This is a genomic window from Lysobacter soyae, assembly GCF_019551435.1.
Lineage (GTDB): Bacteria > Pseudomonadota > Gammaproteobacteria > Xanthomonadales > Xanthomonadaceae > Solilutibacter > Solilutibacter soyae.
Genome location: NZ_CP080544.1, coordinates 1651426 through 1672509 on the forward strand (window position 1 = coordinate 1651426; position 21084 = coordinate 1672509).

Below are 21084 nucleotides of genomic sequence, written 5' to 3' on the forward strand. Positions count from 1 at the left end.
GACCTGAGTCAAATCAGGTGAATTTCTTGCAGGACCACTTCCTAAAGAAGTGGTGGGCGGTACAGGGTTCGAACCTGTGACCCCTACCATGTCAAGGTAGTGCTCTACCGCTGAGCTAACCGCCCGTGAAGCCGGCAAGTATAACGAAGCTTTACGCTTTGCTCAAGCGAAAAGAAAGCCGCCCGTTCGGGCGGCTTTCCCGGCGATCAACTCGAGGCGGGGCTCAGGCCTGCCCGTCGGCCGGAATGCGCAGCACCTGACCCGGATAGATCTTGTCCGGATGCTTCAACATCGGCTTGTTGGCTTCGAAGATCTGGTTGTACCTGTTGGCGTCGCCGTACATTTCTTTGGAAATCTTCGACAGCGTGTCGCCCTTCACGACGGTATAGGTACGCGAGCTCCAGCCCTCGCCACCGCCGCCACCCGAACCGATGTTTTGCACCGTTTCGACCGAACCTTGAACGTCGCTGAAGTCGGCGTTGGTGGCCGGCACGGTCAATTGGTCGTCGACTTTGTCGATGCCTTCGATGTTGCCGGCGATCAACACAGCCTTTTCTTTGCTCATGATGTCGGTCGCTTGGCCGCTCAGCTTGACCGTCGAACCGTCGACTTCGATGGTCATGCCCGAATGGTCGATGCCGTTGTCAGCCATGGCCGCTTGAATGGCGCCTTCGGCTTTGGCTTCACCCGGCTTGAAGATTTTTTCGCCTGCGTCCTTTACGAAATCAAAAAAGCCCATGTGTTGTCCTCGTATCCATGTGAGTTGGGGGAAGAGAAATACCAGCCTCGCACGGTCGATGTTAGGGGCGCATCAAGATCGACCGCAGCGCTCAACCCAATTCAGCTTCCCGCAATATTCGCAACTGATCCCGCGTGCTGGCGGCCTCTTCAAACTCGAGGTCACGGGCATGTTGATACATCTTTTGCTCGAGTGCCTTGATCCGTTTCGCCAGCACCTCGGGCGACAAGCTGCGCGGATCGACTTCCGGTTCCGCCACGCGGCGCGTGCCCTTGCCTTTGCCTTTTGCATCACGCGCGGCGGCGGCGTCTTCGCGCGCACCTTCCATGATGTCCATGATCGGCTTGCTGACCGATGTCGGCACGATCCCGTGTTCCAAGTTGAAGGCCTCCTGCTTTTCGCGCCGGCGTTGCGTTTCGTCCAGGGCCAATTGCATCGATTTGGTGATGCGATCGGCGTACAAGATGGCCTTACCACGCACATTGCGGGCGGCGCGACCGATGGTTTGGATCAAGGAACTGCTCGAGCGCAGGAAACCTTCCTTGTCAGCGTCGAGGACTGCTACCAAAGACACTTCCGGCATGTCCAAACCTTCGCGCAACAGATTGATGCCGACCAGCACATCGAACTTGCCAAGGCGCAAATCACGGATGATTTCCACGCGCTCAACGGTATCGATATCGGAGTGCAAATAGCGCACGCGCACACCGTGTTCATCGAGATACTCGGTGAGGTTCTCAGACATGCGTTTGGTCAAAGTGGTCACCAACACGCGATCGCCCATGGCTACGCGCTGATGAATTTCACCCAGCAGATCATCCACCTGCGTGCCGACGGGTCGAATCTCCACCTTGGGATCGATCAGGCCGGTTGGACGCACCACCAACTCCACGACTTCATCGCCGCTCTTTTCGATCTCGTATTTCCCAGGTGTTGCCGAAACAAAAATGGTTCTCGGCGCACGCGCTTCCCATTCCTCGAAGCGCAAGGGGCGATTGTCCAAAGCCGAGGGTAGACGGAAGCCGAAATCGACCAAGGTCTCTTTGCGTGAACGATCGCCTTTGTACATCGCGCCGATTTGCGGCACCGTGACGTGCGATTCGTCCACCACCAACAGCGCGTCCGGCGGCAAATAATCGAACAATGTCGGCGGCGGCTCTCCCGGCAATCGGCGGGTCAGATGCCGTGAATAGTTTTCGATGCCGTTGCAGAAGCCGACTTCCGCCATCATTTCCAAATCGAAACGTGTGCGCTGTGCCAAGCGCTGCGCTTCCAACAATTTGTTTTGAGCGGTGAGTTCCGCCAATCGATCGACCAGTTCAGCCTTGATGGTTTCAATGGCATTCAACACGCTCTCGCGCGTACTGGCGTAGTGCGTTTTGGGGTAAACGGTGTAGCCGCGCACTTTTCGCTTGATCGCGCCGGTCAACGGATCGAACAAGGCCAGGCTTTCCACCTCGCCGTCAAAGAGCTCGATCCGCAACGCCTCTTCTTCGCTTTCCGCCGGATGCACGTCGATGACCTCACCCCGCACGCGAAAGGTGCCGCGTCGCAATTCGACGTCGTTACGCACGTATTGCAATTCAGTCAGATGTTGGATGAGCGCACGTTGTTGGATCCGCTCACCGACGGCCAGGATCAAGCGCAATTTCAAATAGTCTTCCGGGTCACCCAAACCGTAAATGGCCGAGACCGTCGCCACAATCAGTGCATCCGGTCGCGACAACAAGGATTTGGTCGCCGACAGCCGCATTTGTTCGATGTGTTCGTTGGTCGAACTGTCTTTCTCGATAAAGGTGTCGGACGACGGCACGTAGGCTTCAGGCTGGTAGTAATCGTAGTAACTGACGAAGTACTCGACGGCGTTGTTCGGAAAGAACGACTTGAATTCCCCGTACAGCTGCGCGGCCAGGGTCTTGTTGTGCGCCATTACCAAGGTCGGCCGCTGAATCGCTTGCACCACGTTGGCAATGGTGAAGGTCTTGCCGGAGCCGGTCACTCCCAACAAGGTTTGGTGGGCCAAGCCGGACTCGAAACCTTCTATGAGTTTGGCGATGGCCTGCGGCTGCTCGCCGGCGGGTTGGTATGGCGAGTAAAGCTTGAAACCGACATCTTCTGACATGGGGCAATTCTGTCCGGTGACCGCAGCGCTCGGGTGCGTTGCGAATGCATCAGTGTATGGACTCGGGCACCAAGACGGCGCGAAACAGGAAAACCCGACACTGCCGGCAGATTGTGCCGCTAGTCCGTCGCAACGGCTGAGACCAACATGAACACACGGAAGACGGGAGTACGCCATGGACGGCAAGCAGACGGGTTTCACGCTGATCGAACTGTGCATCACTGTGGTGGTTGCGGCATTGCTGTCGGGCATCGCCGCCCCCGCATTTACCGGATTGATCCTGCGTCTTCGCGCAGACACGCTCGTTTCCAGCATGACGGTTGATTTCGCATCGGCACGCGTTCGGGCAATCTCCAGGGGAACCGACGTCGTGGTCTGCCCCAGCGCCGGCGGGACGCAATGCGATGTCAGCACCGATTGGTTGCAGGGATGGATGTCATTTGAAGACCGGAATCGCAATCGGCGGCGAGACGATGGCGAGGAAATCGTCTATGTCCGGCAAAAAGGCCACACCGGCGGCTTGGTGGTGACGTCCACGGCCGGACGCAAATCCATCGTCTATCGCCCGGATGGATTCAGCATGGGTGCCAACCTGACGGTCAGCTATTGTGTGAAAACCAAGCTGCACGCCAAGCTGGTCGTTAACAATGGCGGGCGCACACGGGTTGAGCGCCCCGCCAAAGAAACGGTCTGCACCGCTTGACCCCCCGCTCCGGACTCTTTAAAATCCCCGTTCCCCGCCCGAATAGCTCAGCCGGTTAGAGCACTTGACTGTTAATCAGGGGGTCGTTGGTTCGAGTCCAACTTCGGGCGCCAGAATTTGAAAAAGGCCTGCGAGCAATCGCAGGCCTTTTTCGTTTTATTTCGCGGTGTGCGGTATGTTTCGATTCAAGGAGAAACCCATGATCACCGCCGCCGTTCACCCGTCAGAACAGAGTTCACGCGCATGAAGCGGGGTGAGGTGCCTGCTACGGGCGGCTTCGCGCAGGGATCATCGGGATGGCTGAAAAAAACAGCGATGTATGTGAGTTTGTGGCTATTTCCGTATGTCACCGGATCGGCGCAATCCAAGCCCGATCTGCCGGCCACGACTAAAACGTCTCAGATCGCAACATCAGCCGACCCTGCCACCTTCAAAACCATCCAAGTCACCGCCACACGCACGCAGCGCGATCGCCATTCGACCGCGGCCTCGGTGTCTGTCATCCGTGCTGAAGACGTGCCGGAAGGCGCCAAAACGGGCTTGTCGGACATCGTTTCGACCACCCCGGGCGTGCTCGCACGGTCACGTCAAAATTTCGCTCAGGATGAGCAAATCTCCATTCGCGGCTTCGGCACGCGTGCGAGTTTCGGACTACGAGGCGTGCGCTTGTTCGTCGACGGCCTGCCTGCCACGATGCCCGATGGTCAAGGACAAACCGCCCATTTTCCGCTGAGCGCGATCGATCGTGTCGAAGTACTGCGCGGCCCTTTCACTGCACTGTATGGCAACGCTTCCGGCGGTGTCATTCAACTGTTTACGCCAGATGATGAAGGTCCACTGCACATGAGTGGCGGATTGACGGTCGGCAGCTACGGACTGCGTCGTACCAATGCGTCAATTGCAGGAGGCGTGGGCGAGAACAGTGCGTTGCGGGTTTCCGTCGAGACCTTGGATACCGACGGCTGGCGCCGACATGCCTCCGCGCAACGCAATGGTCTGTACGCAAAATGGCATACACGCTTGGGCGCCGGTGAATTGACCTTGATCGCCAATGCGTTCCGCATGCCACGCGCCGAAGACCCGCAAGGACGCACATGGCAGGAAGCGGTGGATGAACCTAGAGGGGCGAGTGCCGGAGCGTTGCGCTTCAACACGCGCAAATCCGTGTCCCAAGACCAACTGGGTGCCGTATACAGCTGGACGCGCGGCGACCAAACCGTTCGTGTCATGGCCTATCGCGGGCAACGCGCGATCGAGCAAGTGCTTTCGACGCCGGAGAGCGCGCAGCGCAGTGCCTTGAGCGCGGGCGGCTGGATCGATCTCGACGCGCCCTTCGCCGGCATCGACGCGCGATGGATGGCGGTGCATGGGCCGATTGAATGGGTGGCGGGCATCTCGGCGGAGTCGCAAACGCAATACCGACGCGGGTATGAAAATTTTGTTGGTGCCATTGCGGGTTTACGCGGCGCCCTGCGTTTGCAACAAACCGACCGTGTTCGCAGCCTCGACCCGTATGTTCAGGCCACGCTGCACCTCAGCCCGACCTGGCGCCTGAGCGCAGGGGTGCGTCACACGCAAGTCGACTTCAGTTCGCGCGACAACTTCATCACCGCTGACAATCCCGACGATAGCGGCCGACTGCAGTTCAAGGCTTGGTTGCCCGTGCTGGGATTGAATTGGCAACCACGCGCTGACCTGTCCTTCTTCGTCTCTGCCGGTCGCGGGTTTGAAACGCCGACCTTCAATGAACTCGCCTACCGAAGCGATGGCGGTACCGGTCCTAACTATTCACTCCTGCCGATGCGCACGCGCAGTGTCGAGGCCGGCTTGCACGTCGGCAGCGGGCGTCGCTTGACGGCTGAATTGTCGCTTTTTCAAACCGATACCCGGGATGAACTTATCGTCGGCGCGAGTGTGGGCGGACGCACCTATTTCCAAAACGCGGGACGCGCGCGCCGCGCCGGTGCGGAAGCCGGCATTCAATGGCAGGCGACGGAGGCATGGCGGGTGGAAGGCAGCGCCACGTGGATGCGCGCGAGATTCCGAGATGCTTTTACCGGCTGCTCGATCACTGTGTGCAGCGCCACGCCGCGTGTCGTGCCGGGCTCGGCCATTCCCGGCGCACCCGAATTGCAGGCACACCTTGCCCTGCAATTCGGCAGACGCACGGGTTGGCAGGCGCGTGTGGAATCCCACTACGTCAGCCGAGTCAGCGTCAACACCGCGGGTGATGCGACCGCACCGCCGTATGCCCTTGTTGATGCGCGAATGGCCTATGGTTTTGAAGCGGGTGGTCGAATGGCCCGCGTCTCCCTCGGCGTGGACAATCTGGCCGATCGATTTCATATCGGCTCGGCCATCATCAATGATGCGAATGGCCGCTACTACGAGCCCGGTCCCGGACGCACATGGATGCTGACGTTCGAGCTGGATTGAATCGATCGAATCTGAATCTTTGGACACCGTCAGGTCATCCCACCGGCCGTCAGCGGCGTTGACGATGTGCGCAGCGATTTTACGCATGCGCTCTCTCCGACTTCCAGGACCTGTCCATGAAAACGCTGCTGCGCCTCCTTCTGATCACCGCGTTCTGTTTCCCCTCTCTGGCCGATGCACAACCCGCGGGCGATCGCATCGCGCGAATGCGTGGTGCCAGCCGGCAAGATCGGCCCGTCCGTGTACCGGCGGGCACACAAAGCTTTTTAAACCTTGCCTACGGGCCCGACCCTGCACAAAGATTCGACCTTTGGATCCCCGAACGTGCGCGCAATGCGCCGGTCGTGTTTTATGTTCATGGCGGTGGCTGGGCCAACGGCGGCAAAGACAATCCCGGCATTGAAACCAAGCTCGCCTATTGGATTCCGCGCGGCTACGCGGTTGTCTCCACCAATTATCGATGGGTCCCTTCAGTGAATCCGATCATGCAGGCCGAAGACGTGGCTCGTGCATTGGCCAAGGTTCAACGCAATGCGAGGAAGTGGCACGTCGACCCATCGCGCGTCGTTTTGATGGGGCATTCGGCCGGCGCGCATTTGGTGGCTTTGCTCGGCGCCAATCCACGCATGTTGACGGACGCCGGTGCGCGCAGGCCGGTCGGCATCGTTTCATTGGACGCCGGCGCATTGAATGTCCCGAAGTTGATGTCGCAGCGAAGGGTGCCGCCGCTGTACACAAACGCCTTTGGCTCCGACCCGCGATTTTGGGCGCGGAGCTCGCCACTTGATCAACTGGGAAGAGACGCCGTACCGATGCTGATCGTCTGTTCAAGTACGCGCCATTTTCCGACGGCGCCTTGCGTCGAAGGGCGTGAGTTTGCCGGCAAGGCGGCGCGTTTGGGCGTTCCTATGCGCATGCTTCCCCAAGCCAAGAGTCACGGCGAAATCAACCACGATCTGGGAGAACCCTCTGCCTACACGAATGTCGTGTCGCAGGTCATCGATCGCTGGGTTAAGTGAAAATAAAAACGGGTGCCTAAGCACCCGTTTTCTTTCCAAACAACGCTGCGAGGATCAACCGCGCGGCGCATTCCGGTTGGTACGCACCGGCGGACGATTGCCTGCCGGACGACCTGCAGGCTTGCCCGCATGGGCTTGTGCCTTCGGCTTGCCGAAACCACCCGGTGCATTGTTGTTCGAGTGCGAGCGTGTCGCACCGGCGGCGCGCGGCGGACGCGGACCGCGCGGCGCTTGCTTCGGCGCCTTGGCGTTGAGGTTGATGGCACGCGTCGGCGTAAAACCGTTGACGTGTTCCATCACGATGTCTGCGCTCAGCACACGCTGGATTTGCTTCAACAAATGGCCTTCTTCCGCACAGACCAGTGACAGCGCTTCACCGGTCGCGCCGTTACGACCGGTACGGCCGATGCGGTGCACGTAATCCTCGGCGACCATCGGAAGGTCATGATTGATCACCAAGGGCAGATCCGGAATGTCCAAGCCGCGTGCAGCCACATCGGTGGCCACCAGAATGCGCGCCTTGCCCGACTTGAAATCGGTCAATGCTTTTTGACGCGCACCTTGGCTCTTGTTGCCGTGAATGGCCACTGACGGGAGGCCCGCCTTTTCAAGCTGTTCGGCCAAACGGTTGCAACCGTGCTTGGTCTTGCCGAAGACAATGACTTGGTCCTTGTGACGCTGGGACAGAATCTGCACCAACAAATCTTTTTTGCGCGAGCCATCCACCGGATGCACACGGTGCGTCACGGTGTGCGCCACGGCGTTTTGCGTGGCCACTTGCACTTGCTTCGGATTGTTCATGAACTCCAAAGCGAGTTGCTTGATGCGCGCTTCGAAGGTGGCCGAGAACATCATGGTTTGGCGGTCTTTTGGCAAGCGGTTGATGATGCGCTTGATCGCCGGCAAAAAGCCCATGTCGAGCATGCGATCGGCCTCGTCCATCACCAGCACTTCAATAGCGTCGAGCTTGACGCTGCCGCGATCGAGATGGTCGATCAAACGACCGGGGCATGCCACGAGCACGTCCACACCCAGACGCAGTTGCTGCACTTGCGGCTGCATACCCACGCCACCGAACAAGGTATTCACGTTCAGGCGCAAATGGCGGCCGTATTTCTTGAAGCTGTCGGCCACCTGCACCGCCAACTCACGCGTCGGCACCAAGATCAGTGCGCGCGGCTTGCGCGGGCCGGCCGGTGGCGTGGTTTTGCTGAGGCGGTTCAGCACCGGTAGCGCGAATGCGGCCGTCTTACCGGTACCCGTCTGGGCCGCACCCAAGACGTCATGACCCGACAGCACGAGCGGAATCGCTTGCGCTTGAATCGGGGTAGCGGTGTTGTAATTGCGTTCCGAAAGCGCACGCAAGATTGCGGGCGAAAGCCCGAGGGATTCAAAATTCATGTTGGCTCCAAAGCGGTGCGCAACCCCGGATATCAGGGCTGCGTTTGACTCGGAGCGATCCACATTCGCGCTGCAAGCCTGGGAAATGACGGTACTGAATCAGTCCAGACCGTGTTCGTGCTGCGAAAGACGTGCGATAGAAGAGCCGGTTGATGCGAAAGCATCAAGCGGCGGGCTGCCTGGGAAAACGGACCAGCCGAGCGCGAACCGGCGAATTGTACAGGAAAAATCAAAGGGGCACCGCCGATGATGAACCGGCGGTGCGTACAGGTCAGAAGCATTCAGCAACGCTGGCGGCCGTACCCGATTTGGTCTTGGTGCCTTTTTGGTCAATCGTTAGCGTGCCGCAGCGGGCGTCGTTCTGCGCTGCGGTCGGAACCGCACGCATCGTAAAGGCCGTTGCAGTCGCAGCCGCGGTAAGGCCCACAGTGTAAAACTGTGCAACCTCGCCCATGCAACCCAAGTTTGGCAAAGCCGCACCGGCATACGTCATATTCGTTGTGTAATAGCGCTCCATGAATTGCGTTGCTTCCAACATGCAACCAGCGGCGGCGGCGCGCCGGGTCTTGCGTACGTGTTCAACATAGCTGGGATACGCGATGGAACCCAATATGGCGATGATCGCAACGACGATCATCAACTCTACGAGGGTGAAACCTGCGATACGTGACTGTTTCGAAGCAAACATGGTTTCTATCCTTTCCATCAGTTATCAGGCGCGACGATCTCGCGCCAAGTCATGCGCTGGGGAATTCCGCCCAACGGAAGTGTTCGCCTGAAACTTACCGGTGAACCGCCACCGCCGTCGCCGACAGTTGCAAGCTGGGAAGTGACGTTCACCTCGGTGGGCATACCGCCGATGATCCCCATCGAACCCACCAGACCGTTCGTATTGTTGGCGCCCGGAATCGTGGCGTTGGTATCGAAGTAGCTGTTTTGCAGCGGGCTCGTTCCCGTGAACACATTTACGACATTGAGGTAGCCGCTGCCAAGTGCGCCGGAACAGTCACTGCCTTGTGCGGGGATCACAGAGGTGAGCCACATTGCAGAACCTACAATTGTGGGTGAGGTGATCACGCGTTCGCCATCGGCTGTTGCGGCGGGAACACCCAGATTGATATACCAACCCTTCTTCCCTGCAGGCAAGTCTTGGTACGACTCGAATCCTCGCACCGGCAAGCCGTTCAATGTTCCTGTGAACGGGATTGTCCTTTGCAGCAAATCGACCTTCGCAACCAGTGTGCCGAGGTCTTTGACGCCGTACATGCTTTGGGTTTGGCTGACATAGCCCGCGTTACCCGGCACATCGGACAATGAAATCAATCGACCGGTACCGAAGCCAACGAAAATCTGACCGTTGGTGTCGCGTGCGACCGAGATACCGCCTGTGATGGGCTGCGGATTCGTTCCGTCGGTGGTCTGAAAGATCTTTGTGCCGGCGAAGACCGCAGGAAGCGGACGTGCCGCGTTAATTACTGAGATATCCCATTTCCAGACGCGACCCAGAAGGTCGCCGCCATAGACGGTATCCATCGTGCCGTTTGCATCCAGGTCGGCCAGGCCCGTGGACATCATTCCGTTGTTGGTGGCATTGTCGGTGGTGAGCTTGTAGGTATTTGCAATTGCGCCTGTGCTAGTCAGCTCGTAGACGAACAGGACTGCTTTTCCACTTGTGCTGTCAATACCGTTCGGAACAAAGGCGAAAACCGTTGGCTTCCCGAGCGCGTCCAACTTGTTGCTCTTGCGTAGACGAACATTTCCCAGAACGTAGCCCATGTCGTTGTCTACGCCGTACGTGTTGTCCCACAGGAAATTAGCGATTGACATCGTTGCGGGATTGGTAACATCCAGCGCAAATACACCTTTGGCGCCGCGCCCGGGCGCGCCCACCAGAATATTCTTGCCGTAGCCCTGATTCGCACGCGACACCACATCGATCTGACCATCCATGAAGTACCGATGCTGGTAATCGGTACTGCTCAAGGTCTTCAGGTCGGTGATCAATACGCCTTTGGGAATATAGGAGAACAGCACTTTTCCATTAGTAGCATTGATGCCATGCAGGAAGCCATCATTGGCACCCACGAAGACTGTGCCAGAATCAGCGCTGTAGGACGGCGAGGAATCCACGATGTCGCCGATCGGATAGGCGCGTTGACGGAGGGTACCGTTTGTGCGGCCGATTTCCTTGCTCTGATCACCATTGATGTAGCGAATGTTGTCATCCCCCGCAACCGCGTCTAGCCCCCCGGTACGTTCGAACTGGGCAACGCCGGGGTAGCTTGCATCAAACCGGACGGGCAAGCCGTTCCAAGTTGTGAAGACGAATCGATTCGCGAAATTTGCGTTGACGCCGGTGGTGCCGAACGTGTTCGACAAGGTCCACAGCGGCGTGGTAGACACCCCTGTCAAAGCCGCATTGAAGGGACTCGCCGACATGTCACCGATCCAGGAGCCCGACGTGAACTTTGCCGAGAACGTCAGGGTGCCGGCATCGGTTTTCGTCGAGCTCGAAGCGATATTGGAGCCCGAAGCCGTGCGTTCTGAAATCGTATCCAGTGCCGCCTTGAGTGCATCCGCGAACTGATCTGCATCACCCGCGACCACGAACTTGCCGTGACCGTTCAAGCTGGCATGCCACAAATCATCAATCCGGTCTTCATCTTCGGTATCGGTCGGATCGGCCCAGGTGCTTGGCGGTGGGTTGTTCGGATTCAGCCGGCCTTGCAGGCCGATCGATACACCAAAGGTCACCATATGTTGCCAAGTGGCCGGATCGCTCGTCGACGGACGGACATTGTTCGGCCAGCTAGCGCCGGTTTTCAGATCGTTGGCCCAGTACTTGTACGCGACGTCAGCCAAAGTATCGGCGTACGCATCAGAGTAAGTCGAACCCGAGTCAGCATTGCCCACGGCCGTGTAGCCCGACTGATCGTTCCAGAAACCGTCGGTTGTAAGAATTGAATAGTTCTGCCTGCAACTCAGCATCCGATTAGAAGAGTCTTTCCATGGGTCGTCCGTGGAAAAATATCGAGCCGAGCGCTGCAAGGCACCCTGTAACGGCGTACCGCTGCTGGCCGTTGCGCCGTGGAGTCGCGCATAAAACGTATCGCGATTGGCACCTGAAAACGCGCCATCCGCTACGGTAAAGGGGATCGGAAACGCCGGACTGGAACCCGCGGTGTTAGTTGTGCTTCCGCCGCGATTCCAGATAGTGTCGAAACCGACTCGATATCTCGAACCCAAGCGGCCGAATGCTTCCGATGCGCCCGCCTTTGCCGTCTTGGATCTTGTTCTGAAATACTGATACCAGTTGGCGTAGTTTTTGAGCTCGGCCTGTTGCAAAGCAGACGTGTTGCCGCTGGGAGTCATGTCTGCCCAAGCGACTCCGGTGACGTTGTAAGACACGTTGGAAATATTGTTGTTCGTGTCCGCATAGATCAGAAAGTAAATTGTCGTGGCGCTTGAGTCCGCAGTGAACGTCAGACTTTTGGGATTGCTATTGGAAGTGTTTGAACCATATCCATTGTTCGAACAGTTGTTTGAGCGGTACGCGTAGATATCGGCTCGAGTGCTTCCTGTAACCGTGATGGTGATTTCCGACTTGCCGGAAAGGGGAACGGAAATACAGCTGGACGAACTGTTTGAATTGATACGCGCAATTGTTGCGCTCGCAAGCGAACTCGACGCCCCTCGCTTTTGTACTACGCCGCCGCTGTAACTGGTCGATGAGCTGGAGGTGGAAATCCGATATTTATCGTAGTTGGCTTCGACGGTGCCCGGATTGGCAATCTTTGGCACATAAAAGTAGGACTCCGCGGAATCCCGCAGATCGATTCGAGACGCCGTCGGGCTTGTGGTACTGCTGGCAACTTGCCAGAAATCCGCTTGCGCCAGCCGGTCTGTCAACACCGTGCTCGAAGTGCGCCACGGCGAATAGGTCTTAGTCGGATTGTAATAAATCGAATTTGTTACGTAGGATCGATCGCTTACCGTATCCGCGAGGTTATTGGCATCGTCAGGCATTTTCGTGAATGCCATCGAACCCGAGTCATCCAGGATCAAAAGGATGTTCGGTGGAATACCCTCGCCACCTGTGATGAGCGGAGAATTCGGGAAGGTAGCCGCATTGACTTGGACGCCCGCCAACGTACACGCCAGTGCGGCGATTGCAGTGAGCATCCGTTGTTTGGGAAACATTTTGCTATTTGAGTTTTTCATGAGCTTCACCTGACGGCCTTTCAACGGCGGTACAACGACTGCAACATGACCTGCGCACCGTTGGGCGTGCTGGCAAACGACGTGATTCGAAACACAGCTTGGTCAGGCGGTGTTTCCACCGGCTCCTTGGACCCGTCCACACCTTGACCACCGGCCGCGGCACCGCCGGTTGACATACCGTAGTCCTCGATTACAAAACGCGGGCGGATCGCCGTGGGTCCACTTCCCAACGCAGTGCCCTGCGCATACCCTGGTGCGGAAGTATTGGTCCAAAACGCTGTTGATTCCCAATTTGGCGTTGCCGACGCAAGCGGACTGGCACATCGCCCGGCCGTGCAACCATTTGCAGGCGCCGTCGCAATCGTTCCGTCGCGAACGGCAAGCTCCGCCTCCCGCATACCCGCCTCCGCGGCTTGGAACGCAGCGGCTCGTGCCAGAGTATTTGCGGCCATCCGCTCCTGCATGATGGCACCGCGCATCGACGCCAAACCAAGGAGCGTCACTACAATCAAAAGCATCAGCACTACGATGAGTGCCGCCCCTTCTTGAGTGTCACGGATGGACGTACCGGTGCGACTGTGGATGTTCATTGGATATCCAAATGGTTTCGAAGTGCGATGACGTCCACTGCTGTCCGGGTAAGCGCGGCGTTATTGGTGCCACGGATATCGGTCGTGGATTGGGCGCCTTGTGCGGCGACAAAATTCATGCCCACGCGGACCGCCGTGACAGTTGCCCATTGTGCGGCGCCTACCGCGCTGGCGTCGACAAATGCGGTGGAGTTACCGATTTTGTAACTGAGTTGCAGACTGGTGACGCCCTCTGCGATCTCGCTCGCGGTTCCATTGACGGTGCGGAACAATGAGGTTCCGCCTCGCCCGTTGTTGGCAATCGACCACTGGATTGCTGCAGGAACGATCAACATGGCCGGAGACCTTCCCCGTTCGGCGCTTGCGCCGCACGTCGCTTGGTCGATGCTGTTGAAACAATAGCCGACATTGCTGGCGACCGCGTCGGCGCAACGGGCATAATCCGGTTGACGCGTGAAACCCCGTCCGCAATTACCGGCACCGTCGTGGCCTACGATTGTGCCGCCACTTGTGATCTTCGTGGCCGAAAAAATCATTGCCGTATCCGCGTTGCACACCATTAAGGTCTGGCCATTTACCAGACCGGCCGTGTCGCTAACTGTCAAATCTGCGCCGGGCGTCGCGTGTGCGGTGACACGCGAGCGACCGCCCGCGTTGTAGACCACCACATTGTCACTTGTACCGCCTTCCGTGCCCGTGAGTCCCATCTGAAATCGCGACCAAACCGGGCTGGATCGATCGGCCAACAAGTTCACCGGGCCCACCGTCGCGTTGAAACGCGTGCATGGGTTCGCGCCGGCTTCTCTCAAATCGCGAGACATGAGTTCGAATGCGGCGCGTTGGTTTTCTTGAATTCGATTGATCGCTTCTGTCGAACCGTACACGCGCTTGTTGGAAAGAAAAATGCCGCCGGCAGCCGCGATAACGAGAAGACCTAATACCAAGGAAATCATAAGCTCCACTAACGTGAAGCCTTCCTGCCCATGTGTTTGGAAATTCGAACGACTCATATGCGGCTCCGAACAACAATTTCTTGTGTCTGGCTTCCGCCGGTCGCGCGTTCGTCACTCCAACGAACGCCCACTTCGCAAATCTGAGTGCCCGCATCACAGACGACTCGTCCGCGCGCGTCAGGTGCAATCGTGGTCTGCAGACTGTCCAGCCAACCCTCCATCGTGCCCGCGGTACCGCTGCCGCCGCCGGCCGTGTAGGTATTGGTATTGAATCCACCAATATTTCCTCGATTACCACGGATAATGTCGAACATGGAATACACCTGCATCGACGCCTGTGTCCGTGACGCAGCGCTTCCCGCGTTCTTGAGCGTGATCGCCTGAAGCGCGGCGATACCCAAGATTCCGATGGCGAGCACCAATACGGAAATCAGAACTTCAAGCAAACTCACGCCCGCTTGACGGCAACGGCTGTTCCTGGTTTCTAATCGCTTCTTCATATTGACCTCAGTTTTCGCCCGGGTTCGCACAAGCCGCAGTCGCGGCACGCCGCGCCGTTGTAACCCGCCCCATAGATGAAGTGACGTCCATCGCATTGATTCCGGTGATATTGCTACCGCAAACTGCCAATGTTGCAGTGGTCGGCGCTGCCGCCCCCAAGCCCGCCTTGGAGAATCCCGAGGGTCCGAAGGTGACTCTGAAATTCGCAGCGACCAGATTCGGGCTGCCTTGAACAGCGATACCAGGCGGGAGGTTGATGTCACGTACCACGTCGTTGCCGGTGGTCAGGACGATCCATCGCGTGCCTGCCGAGTTTGCACATGTCGTGCCATCGGCCGTCGGGCACAGTGAAACGGTTTCCCGCCGGGAAACAGCCGTCATTCGCGCGGTCTGCATCGCGCCGACAAATTCATTGCCAGCATTGGTCAAACGAGCGCGACGCGTCATTTGAACAACGTTCGGCGCGGCAATTGCGCCGATAATGGAAATCAGCGCCACGACGACCATCAGCTCGACAAGGGAGAAGCCAAGGTGTTGTTGTTTGTATTTGTGGGTGGAACTGCGCACGCGGGATCCCCTACTATTCAAGTTGCACGTTAATGCGCCTGCCGGAGGCCGGCGTGGCCATCCGACAGACGGCATTTCATAGTAGCTGAACGGCTACCCAACGCGGACGCTAAGATAGCGTATGCCGACCGATTCGAGACACCCGCTCGACACCTTGTTCGAGCCCGCCACCCTGATCAGCATCTTTGCCGCGGGCGAACTCTTGGCATTGATCTTGGCTTTGGCGCCCGAGCTTCAGGAGGCTCGCCTGATCCGGTTCGGCGTCCTGTCGTTCGCCATCCAGTGGATTGCAATTTTCACGCTTTCTCTGCTCTACCTTTTTCGCAAGCCTTTGCGAGCATGGCCGGTGTGGAGGGTGATACTGCTAGCGACGACCTTGATGTTTGCATTGACGGTGGTTTCTTCGGGCATCACGCAGTGGTTGCTTGTGCCGGGGCAGTCAATCATGCAAACGGGATTGCGGTTGTTCGGGGCGTTGCTTTGCATGATGTTGTTCGGTCTGCTCGCCTTGCGAAGCCACTGGACCGCGCAATCGCAGGAATACCGCGCCAAACAATCCGAACTCTCCGCGTTGCAAGCACGTGTCGATCCGCACTTTCTGTTCAACACGCTGAACACGGCCATCGCATTACTGCACGCTCGACCGGATGCGGCCGAACAGGTGCTGCTCGATTTGTCAGACCTGTTCCGTGCAGCCTTGTCGGAGACCCAGATCATCTCGTTAGAAAAAGAACTCGAACTCACCGACCGCTATTTGGAAATTGAGCAAATACGTTTCGGCGATCGCCTCAGGATCATGCGCCAATATCCGGAGCAATTGCCGGATATCTCCCTGCCGTCGCTTTCCATCCAACCTTTAGTTGAAAACGCGATCCGACACGGCATCGAGCCGATGCTGCGCGGCGGCTGTGTCGTCATTCGCGTCGATGCCCAACGCGACAAAATACTGATCGAGATCGAAAACGAACGCGGCAGGGCAGACGCATCGCCACCGCGCGCTGGCCACAAGGTGGGCGTTGCCGGGGTCAAGGCGAGAATCCTCGCCGCGACACAAGGCATCGGCAGCTTGGAAACCGAAAGTGACGATACGCGCCACCTCGCGCGTATCGTCCTGCCCCGCTAAATCAGCGTACCACCCGATAGCAGGGTTGGTATTCACCGCTGATTTTCATGCGACGCTGATCGACAAAGGCACGCAACAAATGATCCATGGCTTCCATGATGTCGGGGTCACCATGGATTTCGAACGGGCCGTGCTCTTTGATGCGACGGACGCCCTGCTCTTTCACATTGCCGGCGACGATGCCGGAGAAGGCACGGCGCAAATCTGCGGCGAGGTCTTGCGGCGCTCTGCCCTTGTGCAATTGCAATCCGGCCATGGCTTCGTGGGTCGGGTCGAACGGCACTTGGAATTCGTAAGGAATTTCCATTGCCCAATTGAAGAAGAACGAATCGCGATTGGCGATCCGGTACTCGCGCACGGCGCGCACACCCTTCACCATCGTGCGTGCCACCAAATCGGGTTGACCCACAATGATTTCGTAGCGCGAGGCCGCATCCTCACCCAAGGTCATGCGGATGAAGCGGTCGATCTGCTCGAAATAGGCCGCCGCTGATTTCGGGCCCGCCAGAATCAAAGGCATCGGCAATTTGCGATTTTCTTCGCGCAACAGCACGCCCAACAGATACAGAATCTCTTCTGCCGTACCGACGCCGCCCGGGAACACAATGATGCCGTGTGCCATGCGTACGAAGCCTTCCAGGCGCTTCTCGATGTCCGGCATGATCACCAAGTGATTCACGATCGGATTCGGTGACTCGGCGGCGATGATCCCGGGCTCGGTCAAGCCGATGTAACGGGAACTGCCGCGGCGCTGTTTGGCGTGGGCAATGGTGGCGCCTTTCATGGGCCCTTTCATCGCGCCCGGGCCGCAGCCGGTGCAAATGTCCATGGCACGAAGACCCAGTTCGTACCCGACCTGCTTGGTGTATTCGTATTCTTCTCGGCCAATGGAATGTCCACCCCAACACACGACGAGGTTCGGATCGCCCGGCTTCAACACACGTGCGTTGCGCAACAAGCGGAAGACGTTATCGGTAATGCCCGCAGAGGTTTCCAACTCCTGCGAATACTCCGGCCCCATTTCAATGGCGGTATACACGAGGTCGCGCACGACGGCGAACAACAGATCGGCGATACCGCGAATGATGCGGCCGTCGACGAAGGCCATGCCCGGTGCATTGATCAAATCGATGCGGATACCGCGGTCTTGTTGGTGGACTTGGATATCGAAGTCCGGATAGGCGTTGGCGGCGGCATTCGGATCATCCGAATGGGCGCCGCTGGTCAGCACAGCCAGTGCGCAGTTGCGCAGCAAGCCATGCATGCCGCCCGCCGATGCATCACGCAGTCGGGCGACTTCTTCGCGGGAAAGGATGTCGAGATGCCCCTTGGGGTACAGGCTGGCATTGACGGTGGTAAGCGCTTCTTCAAGGGTGGGCAACGGATCGGTTGCCGAGTCTTCTATTTTTTTATCGTTCATCGATTGATTCTAGACACTTTGTCGGGGAAAAAACAAAAACGGCCGGGTTTCACCGGCCGTTTTCTTGTCATCAATCCAAGTTCGATCAGAACTTGTAACGCAGACCCACTGAAACGGACCACTGCGAGATACCGACGTTGAAGCCGTCGGCGTCGCCGTTGGCCACGTTCGGCGTTTGTGCGCTGGTGTAGCTGTACACGTACTTGCCGGTTGCGGGGTTGATACCGACATAGTTCGCGACGGCCGAGCTCGAGTTGAAGCCGTAGTCGATAACATTCCCCCAATCACGGCTGATCATGTTGCCGACGTTTTGCACGTCCATCCACAACTCAGCCTTGTGACCCTTCCAGAAACCGGGCAGTTCTTGGGACAGACGCAGGTCGAACAGATTCACCCAGCTGGCGCGACCGCCGTTGACCGGCGCGACACGACCCTTGTAACGGCTCAATTGACGGTTCCCGTCGAGGTAAGCGAAGAACGCGTCTTCCATCGCTTGGTTGTTGGTGAAGACACCCGTTCCGCTCAGCGTACCGAACTGCACATCGCCACGACCGCTCGGCACATACAACAGATCGTTGAAGGTGCGGCTGTCGCCGTTCATGTCATTGAAGTAGACCCAGCTGTACGGACGGCCGCTGCGGCCTTCATAGACCAAGCCGACTTTGGTTTGGTAGTCGCCGAAGAAGTTGTGCTTCCAAGTGAGGTTGCCCGAGAGACGATCGCGGATTTCGTAGCGCGAACGGCCGACAGCGTCGTCGTTCGCGTTGAAGACCGGATTCGTCCCCCAGCCCGAGCTTGCGGTCGAGCTGGTCAGCGCGCTGATTTCATTGGCGTTTGTATAGGTGTACGCCAAACTCCAGGACCAATCGCTGGTCTTGGTGAACGGCTTGGACAAGCTCACCGTGAATTGTTGCGACGAACCCTTGTCGGACGCTTCCAGCAGGAACACGTCACCCCAGCCGTTCGGGCGCTTGGAGCGCGCGGTGGTGTTCAGGGTCGGGGTGTTGGCCCAGTACATGTCACGTCCATCCGGACCTTGACGGGTCGGCGAAACCAAGTCCAAACGCTTGTAGTACAAGCTGGTGTTGGCTTCTGTGGCCATCAATTCGGCCGAGAAGATCATGTTGTACCAAGGCAAGCCGACGTCCAAGGCCAGGTTGGCTTTCCACACTGACGGTTGTTCGAAGTCCGGCGAAAGGAAATTGACGCTTTGCGAGGGCGGCGTGGGTGTACGGGTCGAGTTGTAATAACGCTCGACTTGCGTGTAGTTCGGCCCGTAGGTGTTGAACGAGTTGCCCAGCCACACTTGCGGCGAATCGCCTTGGAACAGACCGACGCCACCGCGGATTTGCGCCAGCGAATCATCACTGAGCTTGTAGTTGAAGCCGATGCGCGGTTGGATCAAGAACTTGCCACCACCGATATCGGTGTTGTTGTAGCCCCACACCGACTGGGCGGCCGCGTTGTACGGCGGCTTGTGGTCGGTCGTGTAACGGTCTGCGCGCAGGCCGTAGGTCAACGTCAGCGCGTCGGTGACATACCATTGGTCTTGGACAAACAGGCCCAAAGCGTTGTACTTGTACTTGGCCGCCATGTTGTCGACGTCGCCATTCAGCGGCGTGCGCACGAGCGAGTAGCTCGGGGTGTTGGCCACGAAAGCGTTGACGTTGTTGTAGTAGTACTGGCCATCGACGTACGGCGCAAAAACGTTGTAGATGTCATTGGTGGCGTAGTCGGCACCAAATTTGATGTTGTGGTTGCCGAGGATCCAGGTGCCCGCGCCGTAATAGTTCCAGGTCTTGGTGTAGAGCTCGTTGTATTGCGAATTGACTTCCGTACCCAGGAACAGGTACGGCGATCCGGCAACGCCGTCGGTCAGGCTGGTACCGTAGCTGATGCGGATTTCCGGCGTGCCTTCGGTCGGCGTGTTGCGCACCGCGGCGTAGTCGCGGAAGCTGACCTTCATTTCAGTGGAGAAATTGTCGGACCAATCGCTGAACAATTGGGCGACGTAATTCTTGATGTTCTTGTCGTGCTGGTACCAGTACGAACTGAGCGATGCAGCAGTGGTGCTGAAGCCGTTCAAGCGCAGTTTGCTTTGCTCGAGGTCGCTGTAACGCACGCTCATGCGGTGCGCGTCACTGATGTTCCAGTCAAGCTTCAAGGCGCGTTCGGTCAACGTGGTATCACCGTTGCTGACCAAGCCACCTGCCGGCACACCGTAGCGCGATTGGAAAGTGCTTTGAACGCGCGCGATGTCCGCATCGGAAATGCGGCCCGCGCCGTACGGCGAAGCTGCGAGATCCGCACCCGGTGCTGCCTGTTCGAATTTCTCGTAGTTGGCGAAGAAGAACAACTTGTCCTTCACGATCGGGCCGCCCAAGGTGGCGCCCAAGGTCTTTTCTTGCGTGAAACCCTTGAAGGTGTCGCCGTTGACTTTGTCGAGGCCATAGTTGCGCGGTGCGCGACCGAACCATTCGCCGTCACGGAAGGTGCTGTAGATCGAACCGTGGAATTCGTTGGTGCCCGACTTGGTGACGGCATTCACGACCGCACCGGTACCACCGGTGATGGTGACGTCGTAGTTCGACAAATCGATATCGAGCGCCTCGATGGCGTCCATCGCCACCGGTTGGCGACGGGTCGGCATGTTGTTGCCTTCCAAGCCGAAGGTATCGCTAGCGGAGACGCCGTCGACCCGGATGCTGTTGTAACGGGGGTTTTGACCGGCGGCGCTGATCGAACCCGAAGCGCGGTCAATGAAAGTCACGCGCGGATCGAGGCGCATGTAATCCTGGATGTTGCCGCTCGAGGACGGCAGCGATTCCAAGGTTTGGCGGGTCACGTTGGTGCCCGCGCCGGCCTTGAGCGGCGAGAACACGGCGGCATCAATCGCCGACACGGTGATGGCGTCGAACGTACCGGCGGCCGTACCACCTTCCAGTTGCGCGTCGACTTGCGTGGTTTGGTTGACGCTGAGGTACACGTTGTTTTCCGTGTCGCTACCCGAGCCGGCTTTGTTCACGGCGATCGTGTACGGGCCACCCACGCGCAGACCGCGTGCGTTGTAACGACCGTTCGCGTCGGTGGTGACGCGACTGGTGGTACCGGATTCAACGTGGGTGATGACCACTTCAGCGCCGGCAACCGGCGAACCGTTTGCGGTGACTTGACCGCCGACGCTCGCAGAGGTGCTTTGAGCAAAAACAGGAGCAGCGACCAAGGCTGCCATCAAGCCAAGCGCCAGCTTGGACTTGCGGAGTTGATTCGGATTTCGCATTTAGAGCCT

The 21084-nt window shown here is 58.2% G+C and carries 15 protein-coding genes and 2 tRNA genes; 5 read left to right on the forward strand and 12 right to left on the reverse strand.

Annotated elements, in window-relative coordinates; genetic code table 11:
- Positions 1–50: 50 nt before the first annotated feature.
- The 3 genes from H8L67_RS07980 to uvrB all read right to left on the reverse strand — a co-directional run bounded on the left by H8L67_RS07980 (position 51) and on the right by uvrB (position 2861).
- Positions 51–125: transfer RNA gene (locus H8L67_RS07980), tRNA-Val, on the reverse strand.
- A 98-nt stretch (positions 126–223) separates the two neighbouring features.
- Positions 224–739 (reverse strand): LysM and BON domain-containing protein, encoded by a 516-nt coding sequence (locus H8L67_RS07985; RefSeq protein ID WP_220379311.1) that lies wholly within the window; start codon positions 737–739, stop codon positions 224–226.
- A gap of 91 nt (positions 740–830) precedes the next feature.
- Entirely contained in the window at positions 831–2861 is a 2031-nt protein-coding gene (uvrB, locus tag H8L67_RS07990) for an excinuclease ABC subunit UvrB (protein ID WP_220379312.1), read from the reverse strand.
- Positions 2862–3036: 175 nt separating this feature from the next.
- Here uvrB and H8L67_RS07995 point away from each other — a divergent pair, with 175 nt between their 5' ends.
- The 4 genes from H8L67_RS07995 (at position 3037) to H8L67_RS08010 (ending at position 7019) form a co-directional block, all read left to right on the forward strand.
- Positions 3037–3564 (forward strand): GspH/FimT family pseudopilin, encoded by a 528-nt coding sequence (locus H8L67_RS07995; protein WP_220379313.1) that lies wholly within the window; start codon positions 3037–3039, stop codon positions 3562–3564.
- 36 nt (positions 3565–3600) lie between these two features.
- Positions 3601–3677 (forward strand) — tRNA-Asn (locus H8L67_RS08000).
- A gap of 130 nt (positions 3678–3807) precedes the next feature.
- A complete protein-coding gene (locus H8L67_RS08005) occupies positions 3808–6000 on the forward strand; it encodes a TonB-dependent receptor family protein (protein WP_220379314.1) in 2193 nt (730 codons plus the stop codon).
- Between the two features lie 116 nt (positions 6001–6116).
- Complete coding sequence (locus tag H8L67_RS08010; protein WP_220379315.1) at positions 6117–7019, forward strand: alpha/beta hydrolase; 903 nt, start codon at positions 6117–6119, stop codon at positions 7017–7019.
- Positions 7020–7073: 54 nt separating this feature from the next.
- Here H8L67_RS08010 and H8L67_RS08015 read toward each other — a convergent pair whose 3' ends face one another.
- From H8L67_RS08015 to H8L67_RS08045, 7 genes are all read right to left on the reverse strand, one after another.
- Positions 7074–8420 (reverse strand): DEAD/DEAH box helicase, encoded by a 1347-nt coding sequence (locus tag H8L67_RS08015; protein WP_220379316.1) that lies wholly within the window; start codon positions 8418–8420, stop codon positions 7074–7076.
- Positions 8421–8691: 271 nt separating this feature from the next.
- The gene (locus H8L67_RS08020; RefSeq protein WP_220379317.1) at positions 8692–9108 is read right to left on the reverse strand and encodes a type IV pilin protein; all 417 of its coding nucleotides are present in this window, start codon (positions 9106–9108) and stop codon (positions 8692–8694) included.
- A 17-nt stretch (positions 9109–9125) separates the two neighbouring features.
- Positions 9126–12641: a pilus assembly protein gene (locus H8L67_RS08025; protein WP_220379318.1), complete on the reverse strand. Its 3516-nt coding sequence runs from the start codon at positions 12639–12641 to the stop codon at positions 9126–9128.
- 20 nt (positions 12642–12661) lie between these two features.
- Complete coding sequence (locus H8L67_RS08030; protein WP_220379319.1) at positions 12662–13231, reverse strand: pilus assembly PilX family protein; 570 nt, start codon at positions 13229–13231, stop codon at positions 12662–12664.
- Positions 13228–14241 carry a prepilin-type N-terminal cleavage/methylation domain-containing protein gene (locus H8L67_RS08035; RefSeq protein WP_220379320.1) on the reverse strand — a complete coding sequence of 338 codons (1014 nt, stop codon included), beginning with the start codon at positions 14239–14241 and terminating at the stop codon, positions 13228–13230. Before H8L67_RS08035 ends, H8L67_RS08030 begins: the two co-directional genes overlap by 4 nt.
- A complete protein-coding gene (gene pilV / locus H8L67_RS08040) occupies positions 14238–14684 on the reverse strand; it encodes a type IV pilus modification protein PilV (RefSeq protein ID WP_220379321.1) in 447 nt (148 codons plus the stop codon). Before pilV ends, H8L67_RS08035 begins: the two co-directional genes overlap by 4 nt.
- A gap of 7 nt (positions 14685–14691) precedes the next feature.
- The gene (locus tag H8L67_RS08045) at positions 14692–15252 is read right to left on the reverse strand and encodes a GspH/FimT family pseudopilin (protein WP_220379322.1); all 561 of its coding nucleotides are present in this window, start codon (positions 15250–15252) and stop codon (positions 14692–14694) included.
- Positions 15253–15373: 121 nt separating this feature from the next.
- Between H8L67_RS08045 and H8L67_RS08050 the strand changes: the two genes are divergently transcribed.
- Positions 15374–16375 (forward strand): sensor histidine kinase, encoded by a 1002-nt coding sequence (locus tag H8L67_RS08050; protein WP_220379323.1) that lies wholly within the window; start codon positions 15374–15376, stop codon positions 16373–16375.
- Position 16376: 1 nt separating this feature from the next.
- Here H8L67_RS08050 and ppnN read toward each other — a convergent pair whose 3' ends face one another.
- Positions 16377–17795: a nucleotide 5'-monophosphate nucleosidase PpnN gene (gene ppnN, locus H8L67_RS08055; protein WP_220379324.1), complete on the reverse strand. Its 1419-nt coding sequence runs from the start codon at positions 17793–17795 to the stop codon at positions 16377–16379.
- 85 nt (positions 17796–17880) lie between these two features.
- Positions 17881–21075, reverse strand: coding sequence for a TonB-dependent receptor (locus H8L67_RS08060; protein WP_220379325.1), 3195 nt, complete (start codon positions 21073–21075; stop codon positions 17881–17883).
- Between the last annotated feature and the right edge of the window lie 9 nt (positions 21076–21084).